This window comes from Haloferax chudinovii (assembly GCF_042663345.1).
GTDB lineage: Archaea > Halobacteriota > Halobacteria > Halobacteriales > Haloferacaceae > Haloferax > Haloferax chudinovii.
The window spans coordinates 479,750-506,179 of the sequence record NZ_JBHTAB010000001.1; the positions used below are offsets into that span (position 1 = coordinate 479,750).

A 26,430-nucleotide genomic window follows, 5' to 3' on the forward strand; every position below is an offset into this window, starting at 1 on the left:
CTCAGCCCGACAGCGCCTGCGCGACCTTCTCTATCGGGTGCGGCGGTCGCCGCGCCGCGTCGTCCCTGTCTTCGAGTTGCGTCCGACACGACGCCCCGGGGGCGACCACTTCGTCACCCGGGCTGTCGTCGACCTGCTCGAACAGGATGTCTCCCATGGCCTTCGAGAGGTCGTAGTGTTCGACCTCGTAGCCGAAGCTCCCGGCCATGCCGCAGCAGCTCGAATCGAGCGGGTCGACCTCGTAGCCGACCCGCCTGAGGACGCCCACCGCGTGGTGGTCCCTGTTCAGCGCCTTCTGGTTGCAGTGGCCGTGGTAGGTGAGCGAGCCGAGCGCGCCGCCGTCGGCGACCGCGGAGGCGACGGGTCCGGCCGCGCCGTCGCCGTCGGCCGAGCGCCCGTGAATCGGGAGCTCCTCGTCCAGTCGGTGGGTGTCGAGGAACTCCATGACGCCGTAGGCGGCCGCGGCGACCGGGGCGACCGCGTCGTCCGGCAGGAGGTCGGCGTACTCGTCTTGGAACATCACCGCGTCCGAGGGCTCGACGAAGACGACCGACCAGCCGGTTTCGACCGACGGGCGGAGCGTCTCGACGTTGTGACCGGCGCGCCGCCGCGCGAGGTCGAGGAAGCCGCCGGAGTAGGCGGCGCGGCCGCTCGGCTCGACGCCCTCCGCGAGCCGGACGTGGACGCCGGCGGCCTCCAGCACGCGAACCGCCGCTTTCCCGATTTCCGGCGTGACGTAGTTCGTGTAGGTGTCGGGAAACAGGAGGACGCGGTGGTCGGCCTCGCTCGCCGGGACGCGGGGCCGTCGCCCGTCCATCCACGATTCGAGCGTGTCGCGGGTGAACGACGGGAGCGACCGGCCGGAGGCGACGCCCGCGAGTCGCTCCATCGCGGCCCGCGCGCCCGGGAGCTCGGCCGCCCAGTTCGAGACGGGCGCGAGGGCGCTCCCGACGCCGGCCAGTCGGTCGATATTGGCGAACAGGCGCTCGCGGAGCGACGCGCCCGCCTCGGCGTGGTGGGCGTGTTTCACCTCGGCTTTGAGCTTCGCCAGGTCGACGCCGGTCGGACAGTCGTTCTGACAGCCCTTACAGCCGACGCAGAGGCCGAGGACCTCCTCTTGGAACCGGTCGGAGTGAATCTCGTCGTCCGAGAGGTCGCCGCTGATGGCCGCGCGGAGCATGTTGGCCCGGCCGCGGGTCGTCTCGGCCTCGTCCTTCGAGGCGCGGTAGGTCGGACACATCGTCTCCGAGCCGGTCTGCCGGCAGGTCCCACAGCCGTTACAGAGTTCGACGAGGTGCGAGAAGCCGCCCTCGTCGGAGAAATCGAGCGTCGTCGCCGGCTCGATGGACTGGTAGGCCGCACCGTACCGGAGGTTCTCGCGCATGTCCGCGCCGACGCCGCGGTCGCCGTCCGGGCCGAGGTCGTCGGGGCCATCGCGGTAGACGACGTTCCCGGGGTTCATGCGCCACTCGGGGTCGAAGGCGGTCTTCAGTTCCTTGAACGCACCCCAGAGTTCGGGGCCGTACATCTTGGGGTTCCACTCGGTTCGGGCCATCCCGTCGCCGTGCTCGCCCGAGAAGGCCCCGCGGTGGTCCAACACGAGGTCGGTCACGTCGTCGGTGATGGCGCGCATCGTCTCGATGCCCGCGGCGTCTTTCAGGTTCAGAATGGGGCGGATGTGGAGCGTCCCCGCGCCGGCGTGAGCGAAGTACGCGGCCGACGTGCCGTGGTCCGCAAGCACGTCCTCGAACGACTGGACGTATTCGGCCAACTCCTCGGGCGGGACGCTCGCGTCCTCGATGAACGGGTAGGGCTTCGGGTCGCCCGGCAACGACATGAGAAGCGGTATCGCCGCCTTGCGGAGCTTCCAGAGGTTCGCCTGCGCTTCGGGCGTGTACGCCTCGATGGCCTCGAACGCGCCGCCGCCGCCGTCGTTGGCGTCACCCCCCGCCGGTTCGTCGCCCGCCGCCGACTCGGCGTCGCCGTCCCGCAGGAAGTGGTCGTTCGCCTCGCGAATCACGGCCTCGAAGTCGTCGTGCAGTTCGGAGTCGAACTCCAGCATCAGCGTCGCCGCCGTCTCGTCGGGAATCCCCTCGACGTACTGGGCGTACTCGCTGGATTCGGCGGCCATCCGCAACACCTCGTCGTCCATGAGTTCGACCGCACTGGCGTCGAAGTCGAGCGCGTCGGGGACCGCGGCCATCGCCTCGACGAGGTCGTCGTAGGCGTAGAGGACGAGCGCCGTCTCCTCGGGGACCGTCACGAGCGACACGGTGGCCTCGACGACGACGCCGAGGGTGCCCTCCGCGCCGACGAACAGCTTCGAGAGGTTGACGACCGTCTCGCCGTCGTCGGTCTCGGAGACGACCTTGTGGAGGTTGTAGCCCGACACCGACCGCTTGAGGCTCGGATACCGCCGCTCGATTTCTTCCTCGTGGTCCTCGACGAGTCCGAGGACGGTCCGGTAGAGTGCGGCCTCGCGGTCGTCTTTCTCGACGATATGGTTCCACTCGTCGCTCCCGACGACCACGTCGCGGGTGTGGACGACCGACCCGTCCGCGAGGACGACCCGCAACTCCTCGGTGTAGGCGTCGGTGATACCGTAGCGGACCGAGTGCGCGCCCGTGGAGTTGTTGCCGATGCCACCGCCGACCGTCGCGCGGTTCGACGACGCCGGGTCCGGCGCGAACTTCAGGCCGTGGTCGGCGAGGCGGTCGTCGAGGTCGTCCTGCACCACGCCGGGTTGGACCCGCGCCCGCCGCGCGTCGGGGTCGACGCAGACGATTTCGTCCATGTACTTCGAGCAGTCGATGACGACACAGCCGGGGCCGACGGTCTGTCCCGCCAGCGACGACCCCGCCCCGCGCGGGAGCACCGGCACGTCGTGTTCGGCCGCCGTCCGCACCGCGGCGCGCACGTCGTCCTCGTCGCGGGGGACGACCACGCCCGCAGGGCGCGCCCGGTAAATCGACCCGTCGGTCGCGTACAACACCTGCGCGTACTCGTCGAACCGAACCTCGCCGGAGACGACCGCCCGGAGGTCGGCGGCGAGGTCGGCGTGTTCGGCTACGTCGACCACGTCGTAGTCGCGCGACTCCTGAAACTGCCGGAAGTCGCCCCGTTTCTCGCCGTCCGTTTCCGCCGCGATTCGTGTCGCCCGCGGAGGGCCGTCGCCAGACATTATCACATATAATCGTGCAAGATAGCAAAAACCTGTGTGTGGCTCGCTACGTTTGCCCGAAGCGGTAGTCACTCGCGAGCGGTCCGAGCCGTCGTCCGCGGGCCGAACGGGGGGCTGACCCGGGTGAGAACCCGTCTACTGCGGCGGGTTCCAGGGGTAGTTTCCGACCCCCGTCCGGAGTTCGCCGTCGGCAACCGCTTCGCCGGCGGAGTCGTCGGCGACCGACTCGGTCCGCACGCCGTGCCCGTGGGCCGCCAGCGCCACCGCGATGCGCCCGGCTATCTTCTCGGTCTGCCCCTCTTTGGTCCCGTACGCGACGGTATCGTCCCATACAGCTCACCACGTTCCTATTAGAACACACACATTATAACGGCATTCGACACCGCTCAGTCGCCGGGAATCCGACCGGGCGACGCCCGGAGGAGGAACTGTTTTGTCCGTCGCCGCACCACTCCAAAATACAACTCATGAATACCTCGATGGGAACCTATCTGGTGACGCAGTCGGACCGCTCCGGTGGTCGGTCGACGCCCGACGTGGTTCGGGCCGCCGTCGACGGCGGCGTCGACGTCGTTCAACTCCGCGAGAAGCGCGCGAGCGCCCGCGACCGCTACGAAGTCGGCCGCGAGGTTCGCGCCGTGACGGCCGACGCGGGCGTCCCGCTCGTCGTCAACGACCGGGTCGACATCGCGGCCGCAATCGACGCCGACGGCGTCCACCTCGGCGACGACGACGTGCCCGTCTCGGTCGCGCGCGAGCAACTCGGCGACGACGCCGTCGTCGGCCGGTCGGTCTCGACCGTCGCGGGCGCGAGAGCCGCCGAGGAGGCCGGCGCGGACTACCTCGGCGTGGGCGCGGTGTTCGCCACCGACACGAAGGAGACCGACCCCGAGCAGTCCGAAATCGGGACCGACCGGGTGTCGGCCATCGCGGACGCCGTCTCGATTCCGTTCGTCGGCATCGGCGGCGTCACGCCCGACAACGCCGCCGACGTGGTCGCCGCGGGGGCCGACGGCGTCGCGGTCGTCTCGGCCATCACCGCCGCGGACGACCCCGCCGACGCGACTCGCCACCTCGCCGACTCGGTCGCCGCCGGGAGGGGCCGTCGATGAGCGGACGCGACGACGCCGACGGGGCGGGTGGGGCGAACGGTTCGGGTGACCCGGAGGGCTCGGACGACGCGACCGGCGCGGGCGGCGTCTCCGCCGTGGCGCTGGACGAGGCGCTCGCCGCCGTCGCGGGCGAGCAACCGCTCATCAACTCGGTCACGAACGACGTGACGGTCAACGACGTGGCGAACGTCACGCTCTACTGGGGCGGCCTGCCCGTCATGTCCGACGACGAGCGCGAGGTCGGCGACATGGTCGGCATCGCCGACGGCTGTCTGCTCAACATGGGGACCGTCAGCGAGTCGGGCGAGGCGACCATGCTGACCGCCGGTCGCGCCGCAAACGAGGCCGGCGTCCCCCTCGTCGTCGACCCCGTCGGCGTCGGCGCGACCCCGACGAGAGACCGGGTCGCGGACCGCCTCGTCACCGACCTCGACGTGGACGTGCTCAACGGCAACTACGGCGAAATCTCCGCACTCGCCGGCGACGACGCCGAGGTCCGCGGGGTCGAGTCGGTCGGCGAGTACGCCGAAATCGCCGCCGCGGCCGTCGAGTGCGCCCGGAAGACCGGCGCGGTCGTCGTCGCCTCCGGCGAGACCGACATCGTCGCCACCGAGGAGGCCGCCTTCGAGGTCGATGCCGGCCACTCGATGATGGGCGCGGTCGTCGGCACCGGCTGTATGCTCGGCGCGACGCTCGCGGTGTTTGCGGCCGCCATCGACGACCCGCTTGCGGCGGCGCTCACCGGAACCGCGGCCTACGGGGTCGCGGGCGAACTCGCCGCCGAGGGCGCGTTCGGCGACTACCGCGGCCCGGCCAGCTACAAAACCGCCTTCCTCGACGCGGTCGCCGGGCTCGCCGAGGCCTCGACGCCCGACATCGCCGACCGCATCGACCGCATCGAGGTGCGATAGATGCCGGGAACTGCGCCCGACCCGCAGACGCCGCCGTACGCCCTCACCATCGCCTCCAGCGACTCCGGCGGCGGCGCGGGCATCCAGGCCGACCTGAAGACGATGACCCGACTCGGCGTCTACGGCGGGTCGGTCGTCGTGGCCGCGACCGCCCAGAACACCCGCGGCGTCGAGGGCTCGCACGTCCTCCCCGCCGAGTCGATTCGCGCCCAGTACGAGGCGGTCGCCGACGACTTCGATATCGCGGCCGTGAAACTCGGGATGCTGGCGACGGCCGAGGCCGTCGAGACGGTCGCCGACTGCCTCGCCGACTACGACGGCCCGGTCGTCCTCGACCCCGTGATGGTCGCCACCTCCGGCGACCGACTGCTGGCCGAGGACGCCGTCGACGCCTACGACGCCCTGTTCGCGCGGGCGACGCTCGCCACGCCGAACGCCGACGAGGCCGAGGCGCTGTCGGGGGTGTTCCCCGACTCCCCGACGGCCGTCTCCGAGGCCGCCGACTGGTTCTTCGACCGCGGCGCGGACGCCGTGCTCCTGAAGGGCGGCCACATCGCCACCGACGGCGACACCGTCGTCGACACGCTCGTCACGCCGACCGAGACGACGACGTTCGTCAACCCGCGCATCGACGCGACGGCGACCCACGGCTCCGGGTGTACCCTTTCGAGCGCCGTCGCCGCCCGCCTCGCCCGCGGCGACGACCTCGCCGACGCGGTCCGCCGCGGCATCGAGTTTACGCGCGCGACCCTCGCCGAACCGGCCGACGTGGGCGAGGGTGCGGGGAGCGTGAACCACCTCGTCGGCGTCGGCGATGGCTGGACGCCCGACGAGTCGTAAGCGACGACCGACGGCGGGGACTCCGACGGCCGCCACCCCCCTTTTTCCGGCCACGTGTCGTATCGCGAACATGGTCGACACCCCATCATCGAACGCGCTCCGGCGGCGGTTCGACAACGGCGGCGTCGCGCTCGGCGTCCTCGACAACACCTACAGCCCGACGCTCGTGGAGTTCTACGGCGAACTCGGTCTCGACTTCGTCTGGCTCGACCTCGAACACGGCGGGCCGAGCCCGCTCGACTCGGGCGCGATGGAAGACCTCCTCCGCGCGGCGGAACGAACCGGCATCGAGCCGCTGGTTCGACTCCCGACGACGGACCCGGAGTTCGTCCGGAAGGCCCTCGACCTCGGCGTCAGGAACGTCTTCCTCCCGCGCGTGGAGTCGGCCGATGAGGTCCGCGCGGCGGTTCGGTCGGCCCGCTTTATTTACGGCGACGGCCCCGGTGACCGCGGTCTCGCGTCGCCGCGCGCCCGTCGGTGGGGACTCGCCGACGACTACGTCGCGGGCGAAGACCGCGAGACCCTCGTCGGTGTGACCATCGAGACCGCCGAGTCGCTTTCGGACCTCGACGCGATTCTCGACGTCCCCGAACTGGGCTTCGTCTTCATCGGGCCGTTCGACCTCTCGGTGGCGCTCGGCCACCCCGGCGAGAGAGACCACCCCGACGTGCAGGACGCAGTCGAGCGAATCCGCTCGGCCGCGGTCGATGCGGGCGTCCCCGTCGGCGGCCTCGGCTTCGGCATGGACGACGTGAACCAGAAGGCCGAAGACGGCTATCAGCTCATCAACCTCGGCAGTACCACCGGCGCGCTCAAGGGCGTCGTCGACGGCTGGCTCGACGACGCGACGGTCGACCGCGAGCAGTAGCGCCCGCGGCTATCGAGTCGCGTCCGTCCCCGAGTCGGACAGCCGCATCGCCACGCTGTACATCTCGCCCGCGGACTCCGATTCGACCGCGTCAGCGACGCGCTCGGCCTCGGCGGCGAGCCACCCGCCCATCGGGTTGGGGATTTCGGCCGCCAGCGACGTCGCCACCGACGCGTGCGCCTCGACGTGGCTTTCGGACCACGGCACCGGGTCCAGCAGGGTCAGCTCGCGGTCGAAGCGCCAGCCGTGTCCCGAAAACAGCGCCCCGAGCGCGTCGGCCGGATAGAACGTCAGCGCGGGTCGACCGCGGGCCAACTGGCTCGCCGCGTTTTCGAGCGCGAACAGCCCCCGAACCGCGGCGTCGTCGGGGAGCGGTTCGTAGTCGTCGACGACGAGGTGACAGCCGGGGGCGGCGACCCGTGTTAGCTCGCCCGCGACGGCGGCGAGCGACGCGGGACCGATGAGATTGAACAGCCCGTGGGCGGTGACGATATCGACCGAATCGTCGGCGAGCGGGAGGCTCCGAACGTCGGCCTCCAGCACCGCGGTTCTCGCTCGGTCCGTCGGCGACGGGGCCACGCGGTCAGAGACGAGTTCCGCGTGTTCGGGGTCGTCGGTGACGGCGTAGACGCGCTTCGCGCCCGCGTCGAGGAGTCCCGCGGTGGCGTTGCCGGTCCCCGCGCCGGCCTCCAGACAGACCGCGCCGCGGACCGGTCGGTCGTCGAGGGCGGCCGTGACGGTCGTTGGAACGTCCATTGGCGGCGGGTGGAAATCGAGGCGCGGCCGTTTCGCCTCGTCAGTGGTGCAGTTGCTCCGGAACCGGGCTCTCGTCGTGGCGGACGCGCTCGATGAGCGACCGCTGGGCCGTCTCGTCCATGCCGTTGTACCGCGTCGCGGCGTCGAGGACCATCGCCACGAGCTTCGGGTCGCCCGGCGTGACGACGCTCGTGAGGCCCTGCGCGGCCGCGAAGTCGAAGCGTTCGGCGATTTCGTCCGGGCTGTCGACCGGCTCGTACCAGTTGGCGAACGGTCGGTCCGCTTCCGGGAGTTCGTCGGTGTCGGGCCACGGCCCGCGGGCGAACGCCTTGATGCCGAGCGTCCCGATGCCGGCCTTCTCGGCCGCCTCGAAGACGCCCGCGTAGTCGTGTTCGTCGTCGCCCTTGCCGACGACGACGGGGTTCAGCGGGAACATCAGCGTTTCGAGGTCGTCGATGCGGTCGATGGCGTCGCGGATGAGCCCGGGGTTGCCGTGGCTCGTCAGCCCGATGTGGCCGATTTTCCCCTCGTCTTTCGCCTCGCGGAAGGCCGCCAGCGCCCCGTCGTCGGCCGTGATTTCGTCCAGTTCGGACTCGTATTCGAGGCCGTGGACCTGATAGAGGTCGATGTAGTCGACGCCGAGGCGGTCGAACGACCGGTCGAGCTTCCGTTTCGCGCCCTCGTAGCCCCGCTCTTGGGTCTTACAGCCGAGGAAGATGTCCTCGCGGTGCTGGCGGAGCTTCGGCCCCAGTTTGAGCTCCGCGTCGCCGTAGGTCGGGGCCACGTCGAAGTGGGTGACGCCCTTCGAGAGGACGTGTTCGACCATCTGGTTCGCGCCCTCCTGTTCGAGCCAGTTGAGCGCGATAGCGCCGAACGTCGCGATGCTACTCTCGTGGCCGGTGTCACCGAGTGCGCGGGTCTGCATACGTCGACTGTCACCGCCGACGGGCAAAAACGTGTGTCTCGCCGACTCGACTGCCGGGTCCGCGCGAGCGGCGATGACGCCGCCGCGACCCGGTAACACTCGCGTCAGCGGATACTCAAGTCCTTCCGGCCCGTAAGACCATCCATGGCAGACATCACGCCGACACCCGGCATCCACCACGTCACCTGCATCGCGGGCGACCCCCAGCAGAACCTCGACTACTGGGTCGAGACGCTCGGACTCCGCCTCGCCAAGCGCTCCATCAATCAGGACGACCCCAGCACGTACCACTTCTTCTTCACGGACGCGGGGGGGACGCCCGGCACGAGCATGACGTTCTTCCCGTGGGAGAACCTCTCGCGCGGGAAGGTCGGCACCGGGCAGGTCTCGCGGACCGCGTTCCGCGTGCCCGAGGGAAGTCTCGACTACTGGGAGGACCGATTCGACGAGTACGGCGTCGACTACGACGCGAGAGTCGAGCGGTTCGGCGAGACGGTCCTCCCCTTCAGCGACCCCGACGGCCTCCCGGTCGAACTGGTCGAAGTCGAGGTTCCCGACGACGACCCGACCGTCCCGTGGACCGAGTTCGTCCCCGGAGACGTTGCGATTCGCGGCTTCCACTCCGTGACGCTCTGGCTGTCCGACCCCCAACCCACCGAAGACCTCCTCGAAACGATGGGCCTCGAGCGCGTCGGCACCGAGGAAGCGCAGGGCGACACCCCCGGCGACGAGCGGACGCGGTTCGCCGCGACCGGCACCGTCGGGACGTACGTGGACGTGTTGCCGACAATCGAGAGCGGTCGACAGGGCCACGGCACGGTCCACCACGTCGCCTTTCAGACGCCGACCGACGAGGACCAAGCGGCGATGCGCAAGGCCGTCCAGTCGAAGGGCCTGCGCCCGACCGCCCAGATTAACCGCCACTGGTTCCGGTCGGTCTACTTCCGCGAGTTCGGCGGCGTGCTGTTCGAACTCGCCACGAGCGAACCGGGCTACACCGCCGACGAACCCCTCGACGACCTCGGCGGCCGCCTCGTCCTCCCCGGCGAGTTCGAAGGCCGGCGCGAGCAGATCGAAGCCGGCCTGACCGACGTGACGGTCCCGCGGGCCGAGTCGGCCGAAGCCGACGACTGAGCCTCGATACCGTCCCGCTTCGGGTCCGTTCTCCACTCGTCGGCCTCCTCGTTTTGCCCCGTGTTAACACCACCTGAGCAGCTGCGACGAGTGTCGCAATCACAAGTACCATCATCGCCCGCGACGCAGTGGTCCGTATTCAGGTGGATGACGTGACGGAAAAACGCGAATACACGGACGACTATCCGGACAAGACGCTGTACATCCCCGGTCCGACCGAGGTGCGCGAGGACGTCATCGCGGAGATGTGCCAGCCGATGTTCGGCCACCGCATGGACCGCATGACCGACCTCTATACGACCATCGTCGAGGACACGAAGGAGTTCCTCGGTACGGACAACGACGTGATGATTCTCACGGGGTCGGGCACCGAAATCTGGGAGTCGTCGACGCTCAACCTCGTCGACGAGAACATCCTCGTGCCGACCTGCGGGAGCTTCAGCGAGCGCCACGCGAACGTCGCGGAGCGCCTCGGCAAGAACGTCGACCGCATCGAATACGAGTGGGGACAGGCCATCAAGCCCGAGGACATCCGCGAGGCGCTGGAATCCAGCGACAAGCAGTACGACGTGGTCGCCACCGTGATGAACGAGAGTTCGACCGGCGTCCGCAACCCCATCGAGGAGATCGGCGACGTGGTCGCCGAGTACCCCGACACCTACTTCGTCGTCGACGCGGTGTCCGCCCTCGGCGGCGACTACGTCGATATCGACGAGCACAACATCGACGTCATCTTCGCCTCGTCGCAGAAGGCGTTCGCCATGCCGCCGGGGCTCGCCATCTGCACCGTCAGCGAGGACGCCTACGAGCGCGAACTGTCGAAGGACTCCGCATCGTGGTACGGCGGTTTCCAGCGCGCCCTCGACTACTACGACCGCAAGGGCCAGACCCACTCCACGCCCGCGATTCCCATCATGCTCGCGTACCGCAAGCAGATGAAGTACATGCTCGACGAGGGTCACGAGGGGCGCGACGAGCGCCACCGCGAGATGGCCGAGTACACCCGCGAGTGGGCCCACGAGCACTTCGACATGTTCCCCGAGGAGGGCTACGAGTCCCAGACGGTCGCCTGCATCGAGAACACGCAGGGCATCGACGTCGCCGCCACCATCGAGGAGGTCAACGAGACGTACGACATGGCCTTTTCGAACGGCTACGGCTCCGCGCTCGGCGAGAAGACGTTCCGCATCGGCCACATGGGCGAACACGACGTGGAGTCCATCAGGGCGCTGACCGACGCCATCGAAGACGTCGCGGACCTGTAGGCCGCGACTCGCTCCGCCCCGACGCCTCGCGTTCTATTCGACCGACTCCGTCCCCGTGCCCTCCGACGGAGCGGGCTTTTTGTCGTCGCGGGCGTATCGGCGAGTCACGCAGATGCCGCATCTCCAGTTCGACCTCGACTTCGAGGTCACGGCGCGCGAGGCGGACCGATTCGCCAGCGAGATAGCCGAGTTGTACGCCGAGCGGATGGACGCCGACACCGACTACGCCGCCGTCAGCGTCCGCGACGCCCGGGCGATTCACCTCGGCCGGGCGACCGGGGACAAGACCGCCGTGTTGCAGGCCGACATCCGGGCGGGCCGGTCGGCGGACCGGAAGCGCGACCTCGCCCTCGCGGTCATCGAGGCCGTCGCCGAGCGGTTCGGCGTGCCGGAGTCGAACCAGAAGGTCGTCTTCACCGAACACGAGGGGAGCCAGCTGATGGGCTACGACCGCGTCGGCGACGACTGGTCCGAATCGGCCTGACCGGGGGCGGTCCGGAGTTCGACCGAGAAGACGGACCCGCAGGGGTTGTTGTCCTCGACCCACACGTCGCCGCCGTACGTCTCGACCAGCGACCGCACGAGGTACAGTCCGAGGCCGGTTCCCCGACTCCCCAGTCCCTTTTCGTCCTTCGCGAAGATTGCCTCTTTCCGCTCGTCGGGCACGCCGCGCCCGTCGTCGGCGATTCGGACGACGACGCGGTCGCCCCCCTCGGTCCCGGAGACGGAGACCTCGATAGTCGGCTCGTCCCCGTCGGTGTGCTGGGCGGCGTTCGTGAGGAGGTTCCGGAAGACGGACCCGAGCATGTCGTCGGCGAGCACCGCGACCGCCGGAACCTCGGCGTCGACCGTCACGCTCGCGTTCGGAGCCATCTCTCGGAGCGACGCGAGCTCGGCTTCGAGGACGGGCCGGAGCGAGACCGGTTCGTTTTCGACGCCCCGACTGCGCATCATCTCCGCCACGTCCCGCGCCGTCTTCGTCAGTTCGACCGCGTGATTGGCGCGCTTCCGGACGATGTCGACGTACTCCCGCGCCTCGTCGTCGGTGACGCGCTCTCCGAGCAACTCCGCGTAGGCGGTCACCAGTTGGAGGTCGTTGCGGACGTCGTGGCGGACGACCTGATTCAGCACCGCGAGCTCGTCGCGTTGCGTTTCGAGGAGGCGGTTCTGCTCGCGGAGCTCCGACTCGTAGCGCTTCCGCGTCGTGATGTCGCGGGCGACGCTCAGCACGACTGTCCTCCCGCGGTAGGTCACGAGGCTCGAACTGATTTCGACGGGTATCTCCCGACCGTCTTTCGCCCGGTGGACCGTCTCGAACACCTGTGTGCCGTCCGACGGCATCTGGGAGATGAGCGCCGATGCCTCGTCGTCGCTGAGGCCCGCGTCGATGTCGTGGACCGTCATCGAGAGGAGTTCGTCCCGCGAGTAGCCGAGCAGTTCCACCGCGGTCTCGTTCACCGCGAGGATGCGGCTGTCGATGTCGATGACCCAGACGGTGTCGTTCATTCCGTCGATGAGTTCTTGGTACTCCTCGCGGGCGCGCTTCAGCTTCCGCTCTCGCTCCCGTCGGTCGGTGATGTCTCTCGACACGGCGATGACGCCGACGACCTCGCCGGCCACCTGAAACGGCGCGAAGCGGTAGCTCAGCGTCCGCGATTCGCCGTCCGGCGTGACGAGTTCGGTCTCGCCTTCGAGCGAGTCGACCTCCGCGTCCAAGAGCCGCTGATACGGGTCGCCCGGACGTTCCTCGCGGACCGTCTCGACGAGTAGGCTCCGCTCGCCTTCGAGTTCGGCTGGCGTCATCCCGTAGAAGTCGGCCAGGTAGTCGCTCGCGAGGAGGAACCGTCCCTCGCGGTCGTACAGACACGCGCCCTCGAGCATCTGCTCGAAGACGCGCTCGTAGACGAGCGAGGAGTCGACCGACCGCCAGTCGGTCGCCGCGACTGCCCGTTCGACCCGGACGGCCAACTCCTCGTAGTCATCCGGTTCCCGAACACGGACGTAATCGGTGACGCCCGCGTCGAGCGCCTCGCTCGCGGTCAACTCGTACGTCGCGTCGGCGACGACGAGAAACGGGAGCTTCGGTTCTCGACTGCGAACCGCCGCGAGGAACTCGAGCGCGTCTCTCCCCTCCCCGTCGACCGACGAGACGACGCAGTCGAAGCCGACGCCTGAGCCGGCGTCCCGCAGTCGCTCTCTCGCCGCGGTCGCGGTCCGAACCGTCTCGACTTCGAACCGCGTCTCTCGCCCCCGGACGCCCTCGGTGACCGCCGTCGCAACGTCCGGGTCGGCGACGACGAGGAGCGGTACCGAACCGTCACCATCGCTCATCACCTAGATAACTCTCGACCATCGGGTAAAGGTCGTGTGGCGCTCAGCGCCGTTCCGAGATGACTACCCGGTTGTAACACCCAGTAGCAACACTTTTGTGACGACCGCCGAGACCACGACGCCATGAACGAACCCAGACTCGACGTATCGGCGGTGACAGGCGGCGACTGGCGGGAGTATCTCTCGGAGATGGGGCCGTCGTGGGTCGCGGGCGCGGTCGCGGCGGGACCGGCGACGATGGCGACCGTGCTCACGGCGGGGGCGACGTTCGGCTACGCGATGCTGTGGGTCGTGGTGCTCTCTGCGGTGCTCGGGGCGTCGGCGCAGTACCTCTCGATGCGACTCGGACTGCTCACGCAGGACGGCCTCGTCTCCGTCGTGGAACGCGAATTGGGCGACGGCTGGGCGTGGGTGCTCGTCGCCGACGCGGTGCTGGCCGCGGGGCTGGCTCAGTTGGTCATCATGAAGGGCCTCGCGGACGTGACCGCGACGATAACCGGCGTCGACGCCCGCCTCTGGGGGGTCGCGTGGGCGGTCGTCCTCGCCGGCGGCCTCGCCGGGCGCGGCTACCGCTTCGTCGAACTCCTCGCGAAGGGACTCGTCGCGGCCGTCGTCGTCGCGTTCCTCGCCTCGCTGGTTTTCGTCCCCGTCGACCCGGCGGCCGCGGTCGGCGGGCTCGTCCCGCGAATCCCGGCCGGCGTCGACGGCGCGCTCGTCGCGGCCGGCATCCTCGGCGGCGCGGTCCACATCACGCTCATCACGATGCACTCGTACACGATGCGCGCCCGCGGCTGGACGACCCGCGACTACGGGCTGGCGACGTTCGACGTGGGCGCGTCGATGCTCGTCGCCTTCGGCGTCTACAGCCTCGCCATCTTCCTCGTCGCCGCGAGCGTCCTCCACGGCCCCGAGGTGGCCGCGAGCGACCTCTCGGCGGTTGCGGCCGCGCAGGCGCTCGGCCCGATTGCGGGCGCGAACGCGAAGTGGCTGTTCCTCCTCGGCCTCCTCGGCGCGGCCGTCTCCACGCTCGGCGGCAACACCGTCGTCCCGCCGTACGTCGTCGCCGACAAGCTCGGCTGGGGGACGGACCTCTCGGACGACCGGTACCGAACGCTCCTCGCGGGCGTGGCGCTGTTCTCCGGCGTCGGCGCGTTCCTCGGCGGGGCCTTTTTCCCGCTTCTCGTGTTGGTGCTGGCGTTCGGCCTCGTCGGCACGCCGTTTGCCATCGCCGTCGTGCTCGTCTTACTCAACGGCGACGCGGTCGCGGAGCCGAACTCGACGCTCGCGAACCTCGGCGGCGTCGTCCTGTTCGCGGTCACGACCGTCCTCGCCGCGAACTTCGTCCGCTCGCGGGCGCTTTCGGACCTCGGCGACCCGCTTTCGGCGTTCGTCGTCGTCTTCGCCGCGGCCATGGCGGCGGCAACGCTCGGCCTGCTCGGCAAGTTCGTCCGCGAGACGATTGCGCGACCGACCGCGGCCTGAGCGGCCCGGCCTGGGGCCGCGAGCCTACTCGCTGTAGCGGCCCGACGCCCGGTCGTACTTAGAGACCATCGCGATGACGGCAGTCCCGAGCCCGCCCGTCGCGGCCCAGAACTGCCACGGGAGCGACCCCGAGGACCCGCCGCTCGGGACGTAGGGGTACGACAGCGACCCCGCCTCGACGATGTCCGCCGACCCGGGCATGAGACCGGAGCCCGGTTCGTTCGGAATCGCGCCCTCCTCGGCCGGCCCGCCGGGGTCGCCGCAGACGACCCGACCGACCATTCCGAGTTGCTTGTGCGGGCTACAGAAGTAGTCGTAGGTCCCCTCGACTTCGAAGGTGTACGAGAAGCTGGTTCCGGTCTCCTCCAAGAGGCCGCTGTCGAAACCGGACGCGCCCTCCGGGATGCGCTGTTCGGCCTGATTCGACTCGGCGTAGGCCGTCGCGGAGTGGTCGCCGCTTTCGAGGACCCACTCGACGGTGTCGCCGGGGTCGACGTGCAGACCGACGGGGTCGAAATAGTACTCCCCGTCTTCTGTCACCATCTGGATAGTATGGGTGGTCGAACCGCCGCCGCCCGCGCCGCCACCGGCGTCTGTACTGCCGCCGGACTCGGCGGTCGAGTTCTCGTTCGACGCCCCGCTGACGCCCGTCGACGCCCCGAGGACGACGACCCCACCCGCAATATTTTTCATGAACGTTCGTCTGTTCATAATGGTGTCTGAGTTCGTATTACCGCTGATACTGCCTACTACCTGACCGTTCGTCTACTATCTTGTAGTTCTGTTGGTTCTCGAACATCCCGAAACAGAAAAACAAATAACCGCTCGTCTGAACGCTTACGTGGCATCGTCGCTCCCGCGAACCCAGGGTCGCCCCCTCGGTCGCGGGAGCGTCAATACGGCATTAACGATTAGGTAAAACCATTGGTACATTCATGAAATTCGTGGTGAATCCGACCCGACGTTCGGCGGTGAGAACCGATGCGGCGTGAGACCGCAGTCATCCTGCTCCTCATCGCGGTCGTACTACTCCCGATGTGGTACGTCGCGCTGACGAGCGGGACCGACGGCGGCGGTATCGGCGTCGGCACCGGCGCGGAGCCGGTCGCCGTCAACACTTCGGGCGACCTCCAGCCCGCGAGCGGCTATCTCCCCGGCCCGGTCGAAGTCGGCGTCAATCAGGCCGGCGTCGTCGCGTGGGTCGCGCTTCTCGGGATGGTCGGCGTGATGGTCGGGACGAAGCGGTTCCTCGACCGCATCAGCCACCTCGGCGACTCCGTCGTCGCCGACGGCGGCCGCGCGACCGTCTCCGTCCCGCCGTACATGGAAACGGAGTCCCGGCGCATCCTCGACTACGTCCCGGCCGTGTCGTCGCGGACGGGACTACTCGTCGTGGCGCTCCTTTCGTGGGTGGACGTGTCGTTCGCCGCCCTCCTCGCGCTGGAGGGACTCGGCTCGGCGCGGACGCAGTTCCTCGGCACCTACGCCGGGATGCTGTTCCTCTCGCTCGCGCTGACCGTCCTCGCGTACACGGCGTACTTCGTCCCGAGCATCACCGTCGCAGAGACCAGAGACCACTGACCATCCGCACAGACATGAGCAACCGCACCACCGACACCGACGCCCAGACCGACACCGACACAGACGCCCCGGACATCCCGCAGACCGACGACGAACTGACGCGGCGAAACATGGCAAAGCTCCTCGCCGGTATCGGCGGCGCGGCCGCCATCGGAAGCTTCGGCGTCGACTACGCCGCGGGACTCCCCGGCAGTCTCGACACCGGAAGCGAGACGCTCTACGTCGAGGGCACGCGCCTCGTCGACAGGGACGGCAACCCCCTGACCGCCGCCGACGCGCTCTCGACCGACGAGTTCGACAAGATGGACGTCTTCCCGGAGAAGGAAGGCGGCGGCGCGCTCGTCACCAAGCGCGCGACCACGCTCCTGCTTCGCTTCCCCGAAGACGAGTACGAAGCGCCCACGAACATCGAGGGGACGGCCAAGGGCTACGTGGCCTACTCGAAGGTCTGCACCCACGAGGGCTGTCTCGTCGCGGGCGAACAGGGCTCCGAGCTCCGGTGTCCCTGTCACGGTAGTCTCTACGACCCCACGAAGGGTGGGTCCGTGACCGGCGGCCCGGCGTCGCGGTCCCTCCCGCAACTTCCCCTCGGCATCGCCGACGACGAGGACGGAACGCTCCTCCTCGCGACGGGACCGTTCGAGGGACCGATTGGGACGGAGGAGTGAGATGACGGGGACAGCACCAGACGACGGCTCCGCCGACGACCGACCGGACGTCCGGCCGGACGGCGGCGAGGCGGACGGCGACCTGCCGGGAACCGACCTGACGGTCCGAACCCACGAGGCCTACCCGAGAAACGCCCTGTTCGACTGGCTGGACCAGCGGCTCGAACTAGACCACACGCTCCTCGGCAAGGCGTTCCCGGAGGACGACTACGGCTCGTTCCTCCTCGGCGAAATCGCGCTTTTCACCTTCGTCATCCTCGGCCTGACGGGGACGTTCCTCGGCCTCCTGTACAATCCGGCGGTCAACAGCGTCACCTACGAGGGCAACGCGCTCCAGTACGCCGGCACGGAGGTGCCCGCGGCGTTCGCGAGCGTCCTGCACATCACCTACGACACCACCTTCGGGATGTTCGCGCGCATGATGCACCACTGGGCGGCGTACCTCTTCATCGCCGCCATTGCCCTGCACATGTTCCGCGTCTTCTTCACGGGCGCGTACCGCAACCCCCACGAGCCGAACTGGTTCATCGGGAGCACGCTCCTCCTTTTCGCCCTCGTGGAGGGCTTTTTCGGCTACGCGCTCCCTTACGACAACTTCAGCAAGACCGCGACGACCATCGGCTTCCAGATGACCGGCACGATTCCGGGCGTCGGGTCGTTCCTGCAGTCGCTCGTCTTCGGCGGGGCGTTCCCGGCGGGGGCTGACCAGGTCATCCCGCGAATGTTTTTCCTCCACGTCTTTCTCATCCCGGCCGCGTTGGTTGGCGCTATCGCCCTCCACATGGCCGTGTTGATGCGGCAGAAACACACCGAACACGCGCCGAGTTCCCGCGGCGAGGGCCGCCCCGACGACGATGACGACAGCCTCGTCGTCGGGATGCCGCTTTTCCCCCAGCAGTTCCTCGTCTCGACTATCGTCTTCCTCCTGACGGCCGCGACCGTCGCCTTCCTCGCCGGCTTCTTCCCGGTCCAGCGTATCGCCGCCATCGGTCCGGCGACGCCCACGTCGACTCCCTCGCACGTCGGCCCGGACTGGTTCTTCATGTGGGTGTTCGGCTCGCTGAAGATGATGCCCTCGTGGCTCGGCGAGTGGGGCCGGTTCGCCGGCGGCGTCGTCGTCCCCTCGCTCATCATCGGCGTGATGATGATTTGGCCGCTCCTCGACAACCCCGAACACCCGGTCCACTTCACCGCCGACCCGCTCGACCGGCCCCTCCAGACGGCCCTCGGCGTCGCGGCCGTCATGCTCATCATCGTCCTCTCTATCGACGGGATGCGGGCCACCGTCGCCGCCGTTCTCGGCGTCTCCGACGCCGTTCTCTACCCGTGGCTCGTCGCGCTGACCGTTGGGATGCCGATTTTCGACTTCGCCGTCGTCTACTGGCTCCTCAAACGCCGTAAACGCCGCAAGCGCCGAACCGGAACCGCCGGCTGACCGCACAGGCTCGCGACCCACCGAACCCGACTTCGACTATGGACGTTCCACTCTCGCCTCGCGCGTTCCGCCTCCTCGACGGCGGCTCGAAACTCGTCGGCCTCGTGGCGATAGCCGCCGCGCTCAACGGAGCCGCGGCCCCGCACTCCCTCGCCGTCGGACTCGTCGGCTTCGTCGTCGGCGTCGGGACCGCGTTCCTCTCGCCCCGCGAGGCCCCATCCGACGACCGCAGAGACGACACCGCCTCCGCGGCCGACCCCGACGACGGCCTCCCCCGACGACCGCTCACGAGTCTCGCGACGCGCCTGTGGCGCAGTCGGCTGGCCCGTCTGGGCGGCGCGCTCTGGCTCTCGGCGTTCGGCGTTGCGGCCGCCGGCGTCGCCCTTCGAGCCGCCGGCTCGTACCGCCTCGCGGCGACGCTGTTCGGGGTCTCCGGGCCGCTCGGACTGGTCGGCATCCTCGGCATCGCCGCCGGCGGTGGGTGGCTCGCGCTCGCCTCGCGTCGGGACTGACCGCGATACCGCGTTCGGCGGTGACTCGCGGGCGAATCAGGCGACTTATCTTCGACCTCGACAAGCGACAGAGACGCGACAGTGCCCTCCGATCCATCCGACGCCGACGTTCCCGACGACCCGAGCCCCAACGCCGACGCCGACGCCGCCTCCGCCCCCGACACTGACGCCGACGCCGCCCCTCCCCCCGATGCTGACGCTGACATCTCCGCCGACGAACGCGAGGCGCTGTTGACTGTCGGCCACGGCGCGGTCGTCGGCTCGGGCGGACAGTCGCTCCAGCGCGCCCTGACGACGGCGACCGAGTACGTCCTCGCACAGGGGTTCGGTCCGGTCGTCTACGGCGTCTACGCGTTCGCGTGGCGAATCGCCCAACTGTTGTTCCGCCTCGTCAACTTCGGGTCGGTCGGGACGCTCCAGCGGTACCTCTCCGCGTACGACGACGACCCCGCTCGACAGGGGCGGGTGGTGGGGCTGGCGTATCTGACGACGCTCGTCGTCGGCCTCGGACTCGCCGGTGGGTTGGTGCTCACGAGCGGGTGGCTCAACGACGCGACGGTGTCACATCCCGCCTTCCCGCCGACGATACACCTGTTCGCGGCGCTGGTCGTCCTCGTCGGACTGGTGCGGATTCACGCCGGCGTCCTCAGGGCGGTGCAGTCGGCCCGCGGCGAGGTACTTTTCAACCGCGTCCTCCGCCCGGCGGTCAAACTGGGTGGTGCCGTGGCCGCGATGGCGCTCGGGTACTCGCTGGTCGGCGTCGCCGCCGCGTTCGTCGTCGGCATGGCCGGACTCGTGGTGCTGGGCGTCCCGATGGTCGTCTCGGCGAGCGGCATCCGCCCGTCCGTCGGCGGCCTGCGCTCCGAGGCCCGGCGGTTCTACAACCACTCGGCCCCCATCGCGCTGAGCAGTCTCGGCAAGGTGTTTCAGAACCGCATCGACGTGATGCTCGTGGGGTTCCTCCTGACCGCGAAGGCGGCGGGCGTCTACAACGTGGTGCTCGTGTTGGTGTCGCTGGCGTGGATTCCGCTCCTCTCGTTTAACATGCTCCTGCCGCCGGTCGCGTCGGGGCTCTACGCCGACGACGAGATGGAGACGCTCAACGCGGTGTACACGGCGGTGACGCGGCTCATCGTCACCTGCGTCGTTCCGATTCTCGCCGTGCTCGCGGTGTACGGGCGGTCGGTTCTCACCGTGTTCGGCCCGAACTTCGCGGCTGGCTACGTCCCGCTCGTCGTCTACCTCGGCGGCGTCTTAGTCGGGAGCGCCGTCGGCGCGACGGGGTGGCTACTCATGATGACCGACCACCAGTACGCCCGGATGGCGCTCGACTGGCTCTTGGCCGTCCTGAACACGCTCCTCACGTTCGCGTTCGTCCGGGCGTTCGGCCTCGCCGGCGCGGCGCTCGGTACGGCCGTCGCCATCGCCGTCCAGAACACGATTCAGGTCGTGCTCTTGCGCCGCTTCGAGGGGCTGTGGCCCTTCGACGCGACGTTTCTCAAGCCCCTCGGCGCGGGCGTCGCGGCGGCCGGCGTCATGCTCCTCGTCCGCGCGACGCTCGCCGGCCCCGGCGGACTCGTCGCCGCCGCCGGCGCGACGCTGGGCGCGGTGACGTACGTCGTCGCGCTCGTCGCCCTCGGCGTCAACGACCGCGACAGACTCGTGGTGACGGCGTTGGCCGCACGGTACCGTCGGGCGATACTCGCGGCCCTCGGCGAGCGGCGGCCCGGGACGTTCGGGGACCGATAGCGGTCGCTCGCGGGGTTTCGGATTCGCCGCATTCGCCAGTCGGACTGGCGACCGACGAGCGTCGAAGAAATCTCTTTCCGGGAGAGGATGTCGCCCAGAACACTAACGGCCGGTGTCATCCCGAGGCGGCGTGCCGCGTCGACCGGGAAACCCTCGTGCCGGGCGGTCCGTCTTTCGGGCGCGGACGTTCCGAAGTACGCCGGCGCTAGCCGGCCAGTAGGTATTGCGCACCCGGGTTCGCCGTGCTGTCATCGCTCCCGAAGCGGGAACACTCGGCCGGGGACTTGAGGTACGCACTCGCCTCTAGCGCGCCGGGGGTAAAACGAGTTCCGACCGGCGGGCGTCGTAGTCGCTCAGGGACTCCGAGATGCTCGACTCGCGGGGGTGGCCTTCGGCGGCCGCTTCGACCACCTTCGGCACCCACGGCTACAGCGCGTACTCGTCTTCGCGCAGTTGGACGTACTTGCCCTTGCGGTACTTCACTTTCGTCCGCTGGTACTGCGTGGCGAGCTTCGCGGCGCTGAACCCGGCGGTGAGCCTCGAGGCGCTGAACGCCTTGTAGCCCTCGTCCTTTTCGAGGAGCTTCCGGGCCGCCTTGAACGTCTTGTCCCACTGGGCGGGGCCGTAGTCGTGGACGATTTCGGCCATGGCGACGTTGCGGAGAATCTCGTCGCCGATGGCGTCCTTCCAGCGGTCGTTGTAGTCGCTCAGGTCGCCCTCGGCGGCGAGCTCGCCGGCGATGGCTCCCGTGCGGACGGCGACGTGGTCGCCGCCCTCGTGGAACGCGGAGGTCGCGCCCATCGCGCCGCCCGTGACGGCGATGCCGGCCGACGCGGGCGAGTCGATGGGGCGCGTCGAGGAGATGGCGTACGTCTCTGTCCCCTTCGTCTTCCCGCGGTCCTCGACGAGCGGGAAGTCCTCCTCGACGTCGTACTCGTCTCCGTACTCCTGTTCGAGGAGGCGGCGGACGTACTCGCGGCCCTGCGGGATGCGCTCGTCGTCCTCGCGGAGGAGCGTGTACGCATCGCGGTCGTCGACCTCGTCGATGTCGAGACCGATGGGCATCGTGAGGCCGACTCGGCAGACGTTGTCGTCGTTCGGGAATACCCACGGATACGCCGTGTGACCGGGCATGTAACCCCACCAGAACTTGATAGCGCCGTCGACCTCGTCGAACAGTTCCGGGGGGAACTCGCGGTGTTCCTGATAGGCGATGTGGTTCGCCTCGGTCGACGACAGGCGGTCCGTGATGGGGAACGGAAGCAGGTCGTCGAGCACCTTGTTCGTGACCGTCCGCTGAGGGCCGTCGGCGAGGACGACGAACGCCGCGCCCACGTCCTCGCCGTTGGCGAGGCGGACGACGTGGCGGGGGTCGTCGCCGGCGGCGTCGAGGTCGGTCTCCACGTCGCGGACGGAGGCCTTCACGCGGTACTCCGCGCCGGCGTCCTCGGCGCGGCCGCGGAGCCAGTCGTCGAACTTCGCGCGGTGGAAGGTGTAGCCGAACTCGTCGTACGAGGAGTCGATGCCGGTGCTCCGAAGCGTCAGCGACTCGTTCGGCCCGATGAACTCCGCGCGGTCGAGGATGTCGAGCACGACGTCGTCGGGGAACTCGTCGGGGTGGATGCCCATGATGTCCACCCAGTAGTCGAGGATACCGGCCGCGTCCGTCGAATCGGGGCCGAGGCCCGGTCTGTCTGCTCGGGGGACGCCCTTTTCGAGGACCAGAGCGGAGGCCCCGGCCGAGGCCGCGGCGTGTGCCGCCGACGTGCCGGCCGGACCGCCGCCGATGATGGCGACATCTACGCGTTCCATACCGCTACAGCACTTCGCTCGGCTATTAAACCCCCTGAAGCGCCGCGGCGTCCGACGGTTTCGAGACCGCGCGTCTCACCTCCCTTCGGGGCGTTTTCCACCGGCGCGTCGCGCTCGCGCCCGACGCGCCGCCGCTCGGTACCTTCCTCGGAGCCGACGGTCCCACGAGCGATATGACCCCCCGGAGCCGACGGTCCCACGAGCGATGTGACCCCCCGGAGCCGACGGTCCCACGAGCGATATGACCCCCCGGAGCCGACGGTCCCACGAGCGATGTGACCCCCCGGAGCCGACGGTCCCACGAGCGACGTGACTCCCCGGAGTTGACGGTCCCGCGGACGACCTGACGCGGGTTCTTCTCGCCTAATTCTGTGATTCGATAACTCATGTATCGTCAGACAGCGTTACTGCGCCCGGTTTTCTCCGAAAACATCAACTGAATACAGCAGTTGATAACCGGAGACGGAGGTTTATAGCGGAGACCGCGGTAGCTCCGAGTCAATGACCGCAGACGAGCCGGACGAGCCGAGAGAGCCCGTCGTGTTCCGCGACGAGACGGGCGACCTCGTGTTCGTCGACGGCGGCCCCGCCCCACAGGGCTATGCGCCCGTTGCGTGGAAACTCGGCGAAGACGGCTCCCGGTTTGTCGTCGACCCGACGGTCGATGCGGTCGCGGTCACCCGGACGATTTCGAAACGTCGCTCGCGGGGGCGCGAGCCCATCGAGTGAGCGGCCTTCCGCGTCCGAATCGGACAGATTCATCACCGCCTTCGAGAATCATCGAGCATGTCCGACCCAGACATCGCGGTGCTTCGGCAGAAGATTCACGGCCTGTCTGCCGAGGCGTACGCCGAAACGCTCCGCGAGCGCCTCCCCGACCGCGAGGTCGCCCTCGCGACGACGCCCGAAGAGGAGCGCGACCTCCTCTCCCGCGCCCGAGTCGCGACCGGCTTCGAGGTGGACGAAACGGACCTCGACGCCGCCCAGAACCTCGACCTGTTCGCCTGCGTGTTCGCCGGCACCGGCCACCTCCCCATCGAGGCGTTCGAGGCCCGCGACGTCGCCGTCACCAACGCCTCCGGCGTCCACGGCCCGAACATCGCCGAGCAGGTCCTCGGAAGCCTCCTCTACTTCGCCCGTCGCTTCCACGTCGCGGAGCGACAGACGGAGGCGAACGTCTGGCAGTCGTACCCGACGGTCGAACTGCAGGGGTCGACGGTCGCCGTCGTCGGCCTCGGAGCGCTCGGCGAGGCCGTCGTGGACCGACTCGAACCGTTCGGCGTCGAGACCGCCGGCGTGCGCTACTCGCCGGAGAAGGGCGGCCCGACCGACGAGGTCGTCGGCTTCGACGACGAGCAGGGCCTCCACGACGCCTTCGCCCGCGCCGACTACGTCGTCATCGCGTGCCCGCTGACGGACGCCACCCGCGGCCTCGTCGACGCCGACGCGTTCGCGTCGATGGCCCCCGACACCGTCCTCGTCAACGTCGGCCGCGGCCCGGTCGTCGACACCGACGCGCTCGTCTCCCAACTCCGGAGCAACGGCATCCGCGGGGCGGCCCTCGACGTGACCGACCCCGAACCGCTCCCCGCGGACCACCCGCTTTGGGATTTCGAGAACGTCCTCATCACGCCCCACAACGCCGGCCACACCCCGAAGTACTGGGAACGCATGGCCGACATCATCGCGGAAAACCTCGACAAACTGGACGCCGGCGACGACGACCTGCGGAACCGCGTGGTCTAAGCCGAGTCGAACCGGCGGCCCCGCGGGCGCGGAGTCAGCGACGCCGCGACCGGGTTCGGCATCTAAACTGTCACTTCGGTGGGGACTGTCGGTTGCGCCGTGCAGTTCTCATCGTGGCGGTGGAACCGAATCATCGCCTAGTGGTCGATAGACGTGTTGCTGTCCGTCCCGTTCGGCTTGTGCGTCTACGGGTTCACCGAACAGCCGCGAAACGTGATTCTGCTGGTCCCGACCGGAACGGCGCTCGGAATCGGGATACTCGCCCTGTACCGAGCGTCCGGACTCGGCCTGTTCTGACGACGGACGACGGCGTCCGCGTCGCGGGAACTGCCGCGGGAGACGCCGCGGCGACTCGCCGTTATTCGTCGCGCGTGAGCGCCGGGTTCGTCACCGCGCCGTTCGCGGCGGAGCCGAAGTCGCGGGCGTACTTCGCCAGCACGCCGGAGGTGTACGCCGGCGGCTTGGGTTCCCAGTCTTCCCTCCGGGCGTCGAGTTCCTCGTCGGTGAGGTCCACGGAGAGTTCGCGGTTCGGGATGTCGACGGTCACCTCGTCGCCGTCTTCGAGGAGGCCGATGGGGCCGCCCTCGGTCGCTTCGGGGGCGACGTGGCCGACCATCGGGCCGCGCGTCGCGCCGGAGAACCGACCGTCGGTGAGAAGCGCCACGTCGTCCTCGTGGCCCTGTCCGACGACGGCGGCGGTGACGCCGAGCATCTCGCGCATGCCGGGGCCGCCGCGCGGTCCCTCGTTGCGGATGGCGATGACGTCGCCCTCCTCGATGTGACCCTCCTGCACGTAGCGCATCGCGTCCTCCTCGTTCTCGAAGACGCGGGCGGGGCCGGTGTGGTGGAAGGCGTCGTCGCCGGTCACCTTCAGGACCGCGCCGTCGGGCGCGAGGTTGCCGGTGAGAATCTTGATTGCGCCCTCGTCCTGATACGGCTCGTCGACGGTGTAGAGGAAGTCCGCTTCGAGGCCGTCGTCGTCCGGCAGGTCGAGGTGGTCGAGCTCCTCGGCGATGGTGCGGCCGGTGACGGTCATCGCGTCGCCGTGGAACAGGCCCGCCTCGACGAGGCGGCGGATGACGACCGGGATACCGCCGATTTCGTGGAGGTCGTTCATGACGCGCGTGCCGCCGGGCTGGAGGTTGGCGATTTTCGGCGTGCGGCGGGAGATCTCGTCGAACTCCTCGATGTCGAGGTCGACGCCGGCCTCGGCGGCGAGCGCGAGCAGGTGGAGCACGGCGTTGGTCGACCCGCCGGTGGCGACCTGCAGGGTGATGGCGTTCTCGAAGGACTCCTTCGTGAGGATGTCGGAGGGGCGGCGGTCGTTTTCGACGCAGTCGAGGACGACCTCGCCGGCGCGGCGGGCGTTCTCGTAGCGCTCGTCGGACTCGGCGGGCGCGGAGGCCGACCCGAGCGGGGCCATCCCGAGCGCCTCGGAGATGGAGGCCATCGTGTTGGCGGTGAACATCCCGCCGCAGGAGCCCGCGCCGGGGCAGGCGTGGCGTTCGAGGTCGTCGAGTTCGTCGGCGCTCATGTCGCCTTCGGCGTAGGTGCCGACGCCCTCGAAGACGTTCTGGACGGTCACTTCGCGGCCCTCGTGCTGGCCGGGCATGATGGAGCCGCCGTAGAGGAACACCGACGGGAGGTCCGTCCGGATGGCGGCCATCATCATGCCGGGGAGGTTCTTGTCACAGCCGGCGACGGTGACGAGCGCGTCCATGCGCTCGCCGAAGGAGACGAGTTCGACGGAGTCGGCGATGACCTCGCGGGAGATGAGCGAGGCCTTCATCCCCTCGGTCCCCATGGAGATGGCGTCGGAGATGGTGACGGTCCCGAACTCGATGGGCATCCCGCCGGCGGCGTCGATGCCCTCGATTGCGGCGTCGGCCACGTCGTCGAGGTGGACGTTACAGGGGGTGATGTCGGCGGCGGGGTTCGGCACGCCGACCATCGGCGACGAGAAGTCCTCGTCGTCGAAACCCATGGCGCGGAACATCGCTCGGTGCGGGGCCTTGTCGGGACCCTCCGTGACCTCCGTGCTTCGGAGGCTCGGGTCCTTACCGCTGGAGAACACGTCGTCCGAGTCCTCCTCGCGAGGGGACTGCTGGCTCATACCTCATCG

The 26,430-nt window shown here is 69.1% G+C and carries 22 protein-coding genes; 15 read left to right on the plus strand and 7 right to left on the minus strand.

Going from position 1 to position 26,430, the window contains the following annotated elements:
- Position 1 precedes the first annotated feature (1 nt).
- Complete coding sequence (locus ACFQI8_RS02440; protein WP_390242615.1) at positions 2 to 3,181, minus strand: FAD-binding and (Fe-S)-binding domain-containing protein; 3,180 nt, start codon at positions 3,179 to 3,181, stop codon at positions 2 to 4.
- Positions 3,182 to 3,660: 479 nt separating this feature from the next.
- On the opposite strand from ACFQI8_RS02440, the gene thiE reads away from it, so the two are divergent.
- From thiE to ACFQI8_RS02460, 4 genes are all read left to right on the plus strand, one after another.
- A complete protein-coding gene (gene thiE / locus ACFQI8_RS02445) occupies positions 3,661 to 4,293 on the plus strand; it encodes a thiamine phosphate synthase (protein WP_390242972.1) in 633 nt (210 codons plus the stop codon).
- Positions 4,290 to 5,204, plus strand: coding sequence for a hydroxyethylthiazole kinase (thiM, locus tag ACFQI8_RS02450; RefSeq protein ID WP_390242617.1), 915 nt, complete (start codon positions 4,290 to 4,292; stop codon positions 5,202 to 5,204). Before thiE ends, thiM begins: the two co-directional genes overlap by 4 nt.
- On the plus strand, positions 5,205 to 6,044 hold the full coding sequence (gene thiD / locus ACFQI8_RS02455) for a bifunctional hydroxymethylpyrimidine kinase/phosphomethylpyrimidine kinase (RefSeq protein WP_390242619.1): 840 nt from the start codon (positions 5,205 to 5,207) through the stop codon (positions 6,042 to 6,044).
- A gap of 70 nt (positions 6,045 to 6,114) precedes the next feature.
- Positions 6,115 to 6,912: an HpcH/HpaI aldolase family protein gene (locus ACFQI8_RS02460; RefSeq protein ID WP_390242621.1), complete on the plus strand. Its 798-nt coding sequence runs from the start codon at positions 6,115 to 6,117 to the stop codon at positions 6,910 to 6,912.
- Between the two features lie 9 nt (positions 6,913 to 6,921).
- Here the strand turns inward: ACFQI8_RS02460 and ACFQI8_RS02465 are convergent, their stop codons facing one another.
- The gene (locus ACFQI8_RS02465; RefSeq protein WP_390242623.1) at positions 6,922 to 7,668 is read right to left on the minus strand and encodes a class I SAM-dependent methyltransferase; all 747 of its coding nucleotides are present in this window, start codon (positions 7,666 to 7,668) and stop codon (positions 6,922 to 6,924) included.
- 40 nt (positions 7,669 to 7,708) lie between these two features.
- The gene (locus tag ACFQI8_RS02470) at positions 7,709 to 8,593 is read right to left on the minus strand and encodes an aldo/keto reductase (protein ID WP_390242625.1); all 885 of its coding nucleotides are present in this window, start codon (positions 8,591 to 8,593) and stop codon (positions 7,709 to 7,711) included.
- Positions 8,594 to 8,737: 144 nt separating this feature from the next.
- Between ACFQI8_RS02470 and ACFQI8_RS02475 the strand changes: the two genes are divergently transcribed.
- The 3 genes from ACFQI8_RS02475 to ACFQI8_RS02485 all read left to right on the plus strand — a co-directional run bounded on the left by ACFQI8_RS02475 (position 8,738) and on the right by ACFQI8_RS02485 (position 11,476).
- Positions 8,738 to 9,727, plus strand: coding sequence for a VOC family protein (locus ACFQI8_RS02475; protein ID WP_390242627.1), 990 nt, complete (start codon positions 8,738 to 8,740; stop codon positions 9,725 to 9,727).
- Positions 9,728 to 9,879: 152 nt separating this feature from the next.
- Positions 9,880 to 10,992, plus strand: a complete 1,113-nt coding sequence (locus ACFQI8_RS02480; RefSeq protein ID WP_390242629.1) for a pyridoxal-phosphate-dependent aminotransferase family protein — start codon at positions 9,880 to 9,882, stop codon at positions 10,990 to 10,992.
- 112 nt (positions 10,993 to 11,104) lie between these two features.
- Positions 11,105 to 11,476 (plus strand): tautomerase family protein, encoded by a 372-nt coding sequence (locus ACFQI8_RS02485; RefSeq protein ID WP_390242973.1) that lies wholly within the window; start codon positions 11,105 to 11,107, stop codon positions 11,474 to 11,476.
- Here ACFQI8_RS02485 and ACFQI8_RS02490 read toward each other — a convergent pair.
- Entirely contained in the window at positions 11,437 to 13,323 is a 1,887-nt protein-coding gene (locus ACFQI8_RS02490; protein ID WP_390242631.1) for a PAS domain-containing sensor histidine kinase, read from the minus strand. The two genes, ACFQI8_RS02485 and ACFQI8_RS02490, sit on opposite strands and share 40 nt — an antisense overlap.
- 123 nt (positions 13,324 to 13,446) lie before the next feature.
- Here ACFQI8_RS02490 and ACFQI8_RS02495 point away from each other — a divergent pair, with 123 nt between their 5' ends.
- Positions 13,447 to 14,805: an NRAMP family divalent metal transporter gene (locus tag ACFQI8_RS02495; RefSeq protein WP_390242633.1), complete on the plus strand. Its 1,359-nt coding sequence runs from the start codon at positions 13,447 to 13,449 to the stop codon at positions 14,803 to 14,805.
- Positions 14,806 to 14,829: 24 nt separating this feature from the next.
- On the opposite strand, the gene ACFQI8_RS02500 is transcribed toward ACFQI8_RS02495, so the two are convergent.
- Entirely contained in the window at positions 14,830 to 15,516 is a 687-nt protein-coding gene (locus ACFQI8_RS02500; protein ID WP_390242635.1) for a plastocyanin/azurin family copper-binding protein, read from the minus strand.
- Between the two features lie 270 nt (positions 15,517 to 15,786).
- Here ACFQI8_RS02500 and ACFQI8_RS02505 point away from each other — a divergent pair, with 270 nt between their 5' ends.
- From ACFQI8_RS02505 to ACFQI8_RS02525, 5 genes are all read left to right on the plus strand, one after another.
- Positions 15,787 to 16,386 (plus strand): hypothetical protein, encoded by a 600-nt coding sequence (locus tag ACFQI8_RS02505; RefSeq protein WP_390242636.1) that lies wholly within the window; start codon positions 15,787 to 15,789, stop codon positions 16,384 to 16,386.
- Positions 16,387 to 16,400: 14 nt separating this feature from the next.
- Positions 16,401 to 17,054, plus strand: coding sequence for a QcrA and Rieske domain-containing protein (locus ACFQI8_RS02510; protein WP_390242638.1), 654 nt, complete (start codon positions 16,401 to 16,403; stop codon positions 17,052 to 17,054).
- 1 nt (position 17,055) lies between these two features.
- Positions 17,056 to 18,489 (plus strand): cytochrome b, encoded by a 1,434-nt coding sequence (locus tag ACFQI8_RS02515; RefSeq protein ID WP_390242640.1) that lies wholly within the window; start codon positions 17,056 to 17,058, stop codon positions 18,487 to 18,489.
- A gap of 38 nt (positions 18,490 to 18,527) precedes the next feature.
- A complete protein-coding gene (locus ACFQI8_RS02520) occupies positions 18,528 to 19,001 on the plus strand; it encodes a hypothetical protein (protein ID WP_390242642.1) in 474 nt (157 codons plus the stop codon).
- 81 nt (positions 19,002 to 19,082) lie between these two features.
- Positions 19,083 to 20,750, plus strand: coding sequence for a lipopolysaccharide biosynthesis protein (locus ACFQI8_RS02525; protein ID WP_390242644.1), 1,668 nt, complete (start codon positions 19,083 to 19,085; stop codon positions 20,748 to 20,750).
- Between the two features lie 426 nt (positions 20,751 to 21,176).
- Here the strand turns inward: ACFQI8_RS02525 and ACFQI8_RS02530 are convergent, their stop codons facing one another.
- Positions 21,177 to 22,562 carry an NAD(P)/FAD-dependent oxidoreductase gene (locus tag ACFQI8_RS02530; RefSeq protein WP_390242646.1) on the minus strand — a complete coding sequence of 462 codons (1,386 nt, stop codon included), beginning with the start codon at positions 22,560 to 22,562 and terminating at the stop codon, positions 21,177 to 21,179.
- A 501-nt stretch (positions 22,563 to 23,063) separates the two neighbouring features.
- Between ACFQI8_RS02530 and ACFQI8_RS02535 the strand changes: the two genes are divergently transcribed.
- Complete coding sequence (locus tag ACFQI8_RS02535) at positions 23,064 to 23,291, plus strand: hypothetical protein (protein ID WP_390242647.1); 228 nt, start codon at positions 23,064 to 23,066, stop codon at positions 23,289 to 23,291.
- A gap of 57 nt (positions 23,292 to 23,348) precedes the next feature.
- Positions 23,349 to 24,308, plus strand: a complete 960-nt coding sequence (locus ACFQI8_RS02540) for a D-2-hydroxyacid dehydrogenase (RefSeq protein ID WP_390242648.1) — start codon at positions 23,349 to 23,351, stop codon at positions 24,306 to 24,308.
- Positions 24,309 to 24,666: 358 nt separating this feature from the next.
- Here the strand turns inward: ACFQI8_RS02540 and ilvD are convergent, their stop codons facing one another.
- Complete coding sequence (gene ilvD, locus ACFQI8_RS02545; RefSeq protein WP_390242650.1) at positions 24,667 to 26,421, minus strand: dihydroxy-acid dehydratase; 1,755 nt, start codon at positions 26,419 to 26,421, stop codon at positions 24,667 to 24,669.
- Between the last annotated feature and the right edge of the window lie 9 nt (positions 26,422 to 26,430).

Bases quoted from the DNA above. Each gene is read 5' to 3' on its own strand.
- thiD (WP_390242619.1), top strand. From the start codon at position 5,205: ATGCCGGGAACTGCGCCCGACCCGCAGACGCCGCCGTACGCCCTCACC.
- ACFQI8_RS02460 (WP_390242621.1), top strand. From the start codon at position 6,115: ATGGTCGACACCCCATCATCGAACGCGCTCCGGCGGCGGTTCGACAAC.
- thiE (WP_390242972.1), top strand. From the start codon at position 3,661: ATGGGAACCTATCTGGTGACGCAGTCGGACCGCTCCGGTGGTCGGTCG.
- ACFQI8_RS02535 (WP_390242647.1), top strand. From the start codon at position 23,064: ATGACCGCAGACGAGCCGGACGAGCCGAGAGAGCCCGTCGTGTTCCGC.
- ACFQI8_RS02500 (WP_390242635.1), bottom strand. From the start codon at position 15,516: ATGAACAGACGAACGTTCATGAAAAATATTGCGGGTGGGGTCGTCGTC.
- ACFQI8_RS02475 (WP_390242627.1), top strand. From the start codon at position 8,738: ATGGCAGACATCACGCCGACACCCGGCATCCACCACGTCACCTGCATC.
- ACFQI8_RS02465 (WP_390242623.1), bottom strand. From the start codon at position 7,668: ATGGACGTTCCAACGACCGTCACGGCCGCCCTCGACGACCGACCGGTC.
- ACFQI8_RS02540 (WP_390242648.1), top strand. From the start codon at position 23,349: ATGTCCGACCCAGACATCGCGGTGCTTCGGCAGAAGATTCACGGCCTG.
- ACFQI8_RS02530 (WP_390242646.1), bottom strand. From the start codon at position 22,562: ATGGAACGCGTAGATGTCGCCATCATCGGCGGCGGTCCGGCCGGCACG.
- ACFQI8_RS02505 (WP_390242636.1), top strand. From the start codon at position 15,787: ATGCGGCGTGAGACCGCAGTCATCCTGCTCCTCATCGCGGTCGTACTA.
- ACFQI8_RS02510 (WP_390242638.1), top strand. From the start codon at position 16,401: ATGAGCAACCGCACCACCGACACCGACGCCCAGACCGACACCGACACA.
- ACFQI8_RS02485 (WP_390242973.1), top strand. From the start codon at position 11,105: ATGCCGCATCTCCAGTTCGACCTCGACTTCGAGGTCACGGCGCGCGAG.
- ilvD (WP_390242650.1), bottom strand. From the start codon at position 26,421: ATGAGCCAGCAGTCCCCTCGCGAGGAGGACTCGGACGACGTGTTCTCC.
- ACFQI8_RS02470 (WP_390242625.1), bottom strand. From the start codon at position 8,593: ATGCAGACCCGCGCACTCGGTGACACCGGCCACGAGAGTAGCATCGCG.
- ACFQI8_RS02490 (WP_390242631.1), bottom strand. From the start codon at position 13,323: ATGAGCGATGGTGACGGTTCGGTACCGCTCCTCGTCGTCGCCGACCCG.
- thiM (WP_390242617.1), top strand. From the start codon at position 4,290: ATGAGCGGACGCGACGACGCCGACGGGGCGGGTGGGGCGAACGGTTCG.
- ACFQI8_RS02520 (WP_390242642.1), top strand. From the start codon at position 18,528: ATGGACGTTCCACTCTCGCCTCGCGCGTTCCGCCTCCTCGACGGCGGC.
- ACFQI8_RS02515 (WP_390242640.1), top strand. From the start codon at position 17,056: ATGACGGGGACAGCACCAGACGACGGCTCCGCCGACGACCGACCGGAC.
- ACFQI8_RS02440 (WP_390242615.1), bottom strand. From the start codon at position 3,181: ATGTCTGGCGACGGCCCTCCGCGGGCGACACGAATCGCGGCGGAAACG.
- ACFQI8_RS02495 (WP_390242633.1), top strand. From the start codon at position 13,447: ATGAACGAACCCAGACTCGACGTATCGGCGGTGACAGGCGGCGACTGG.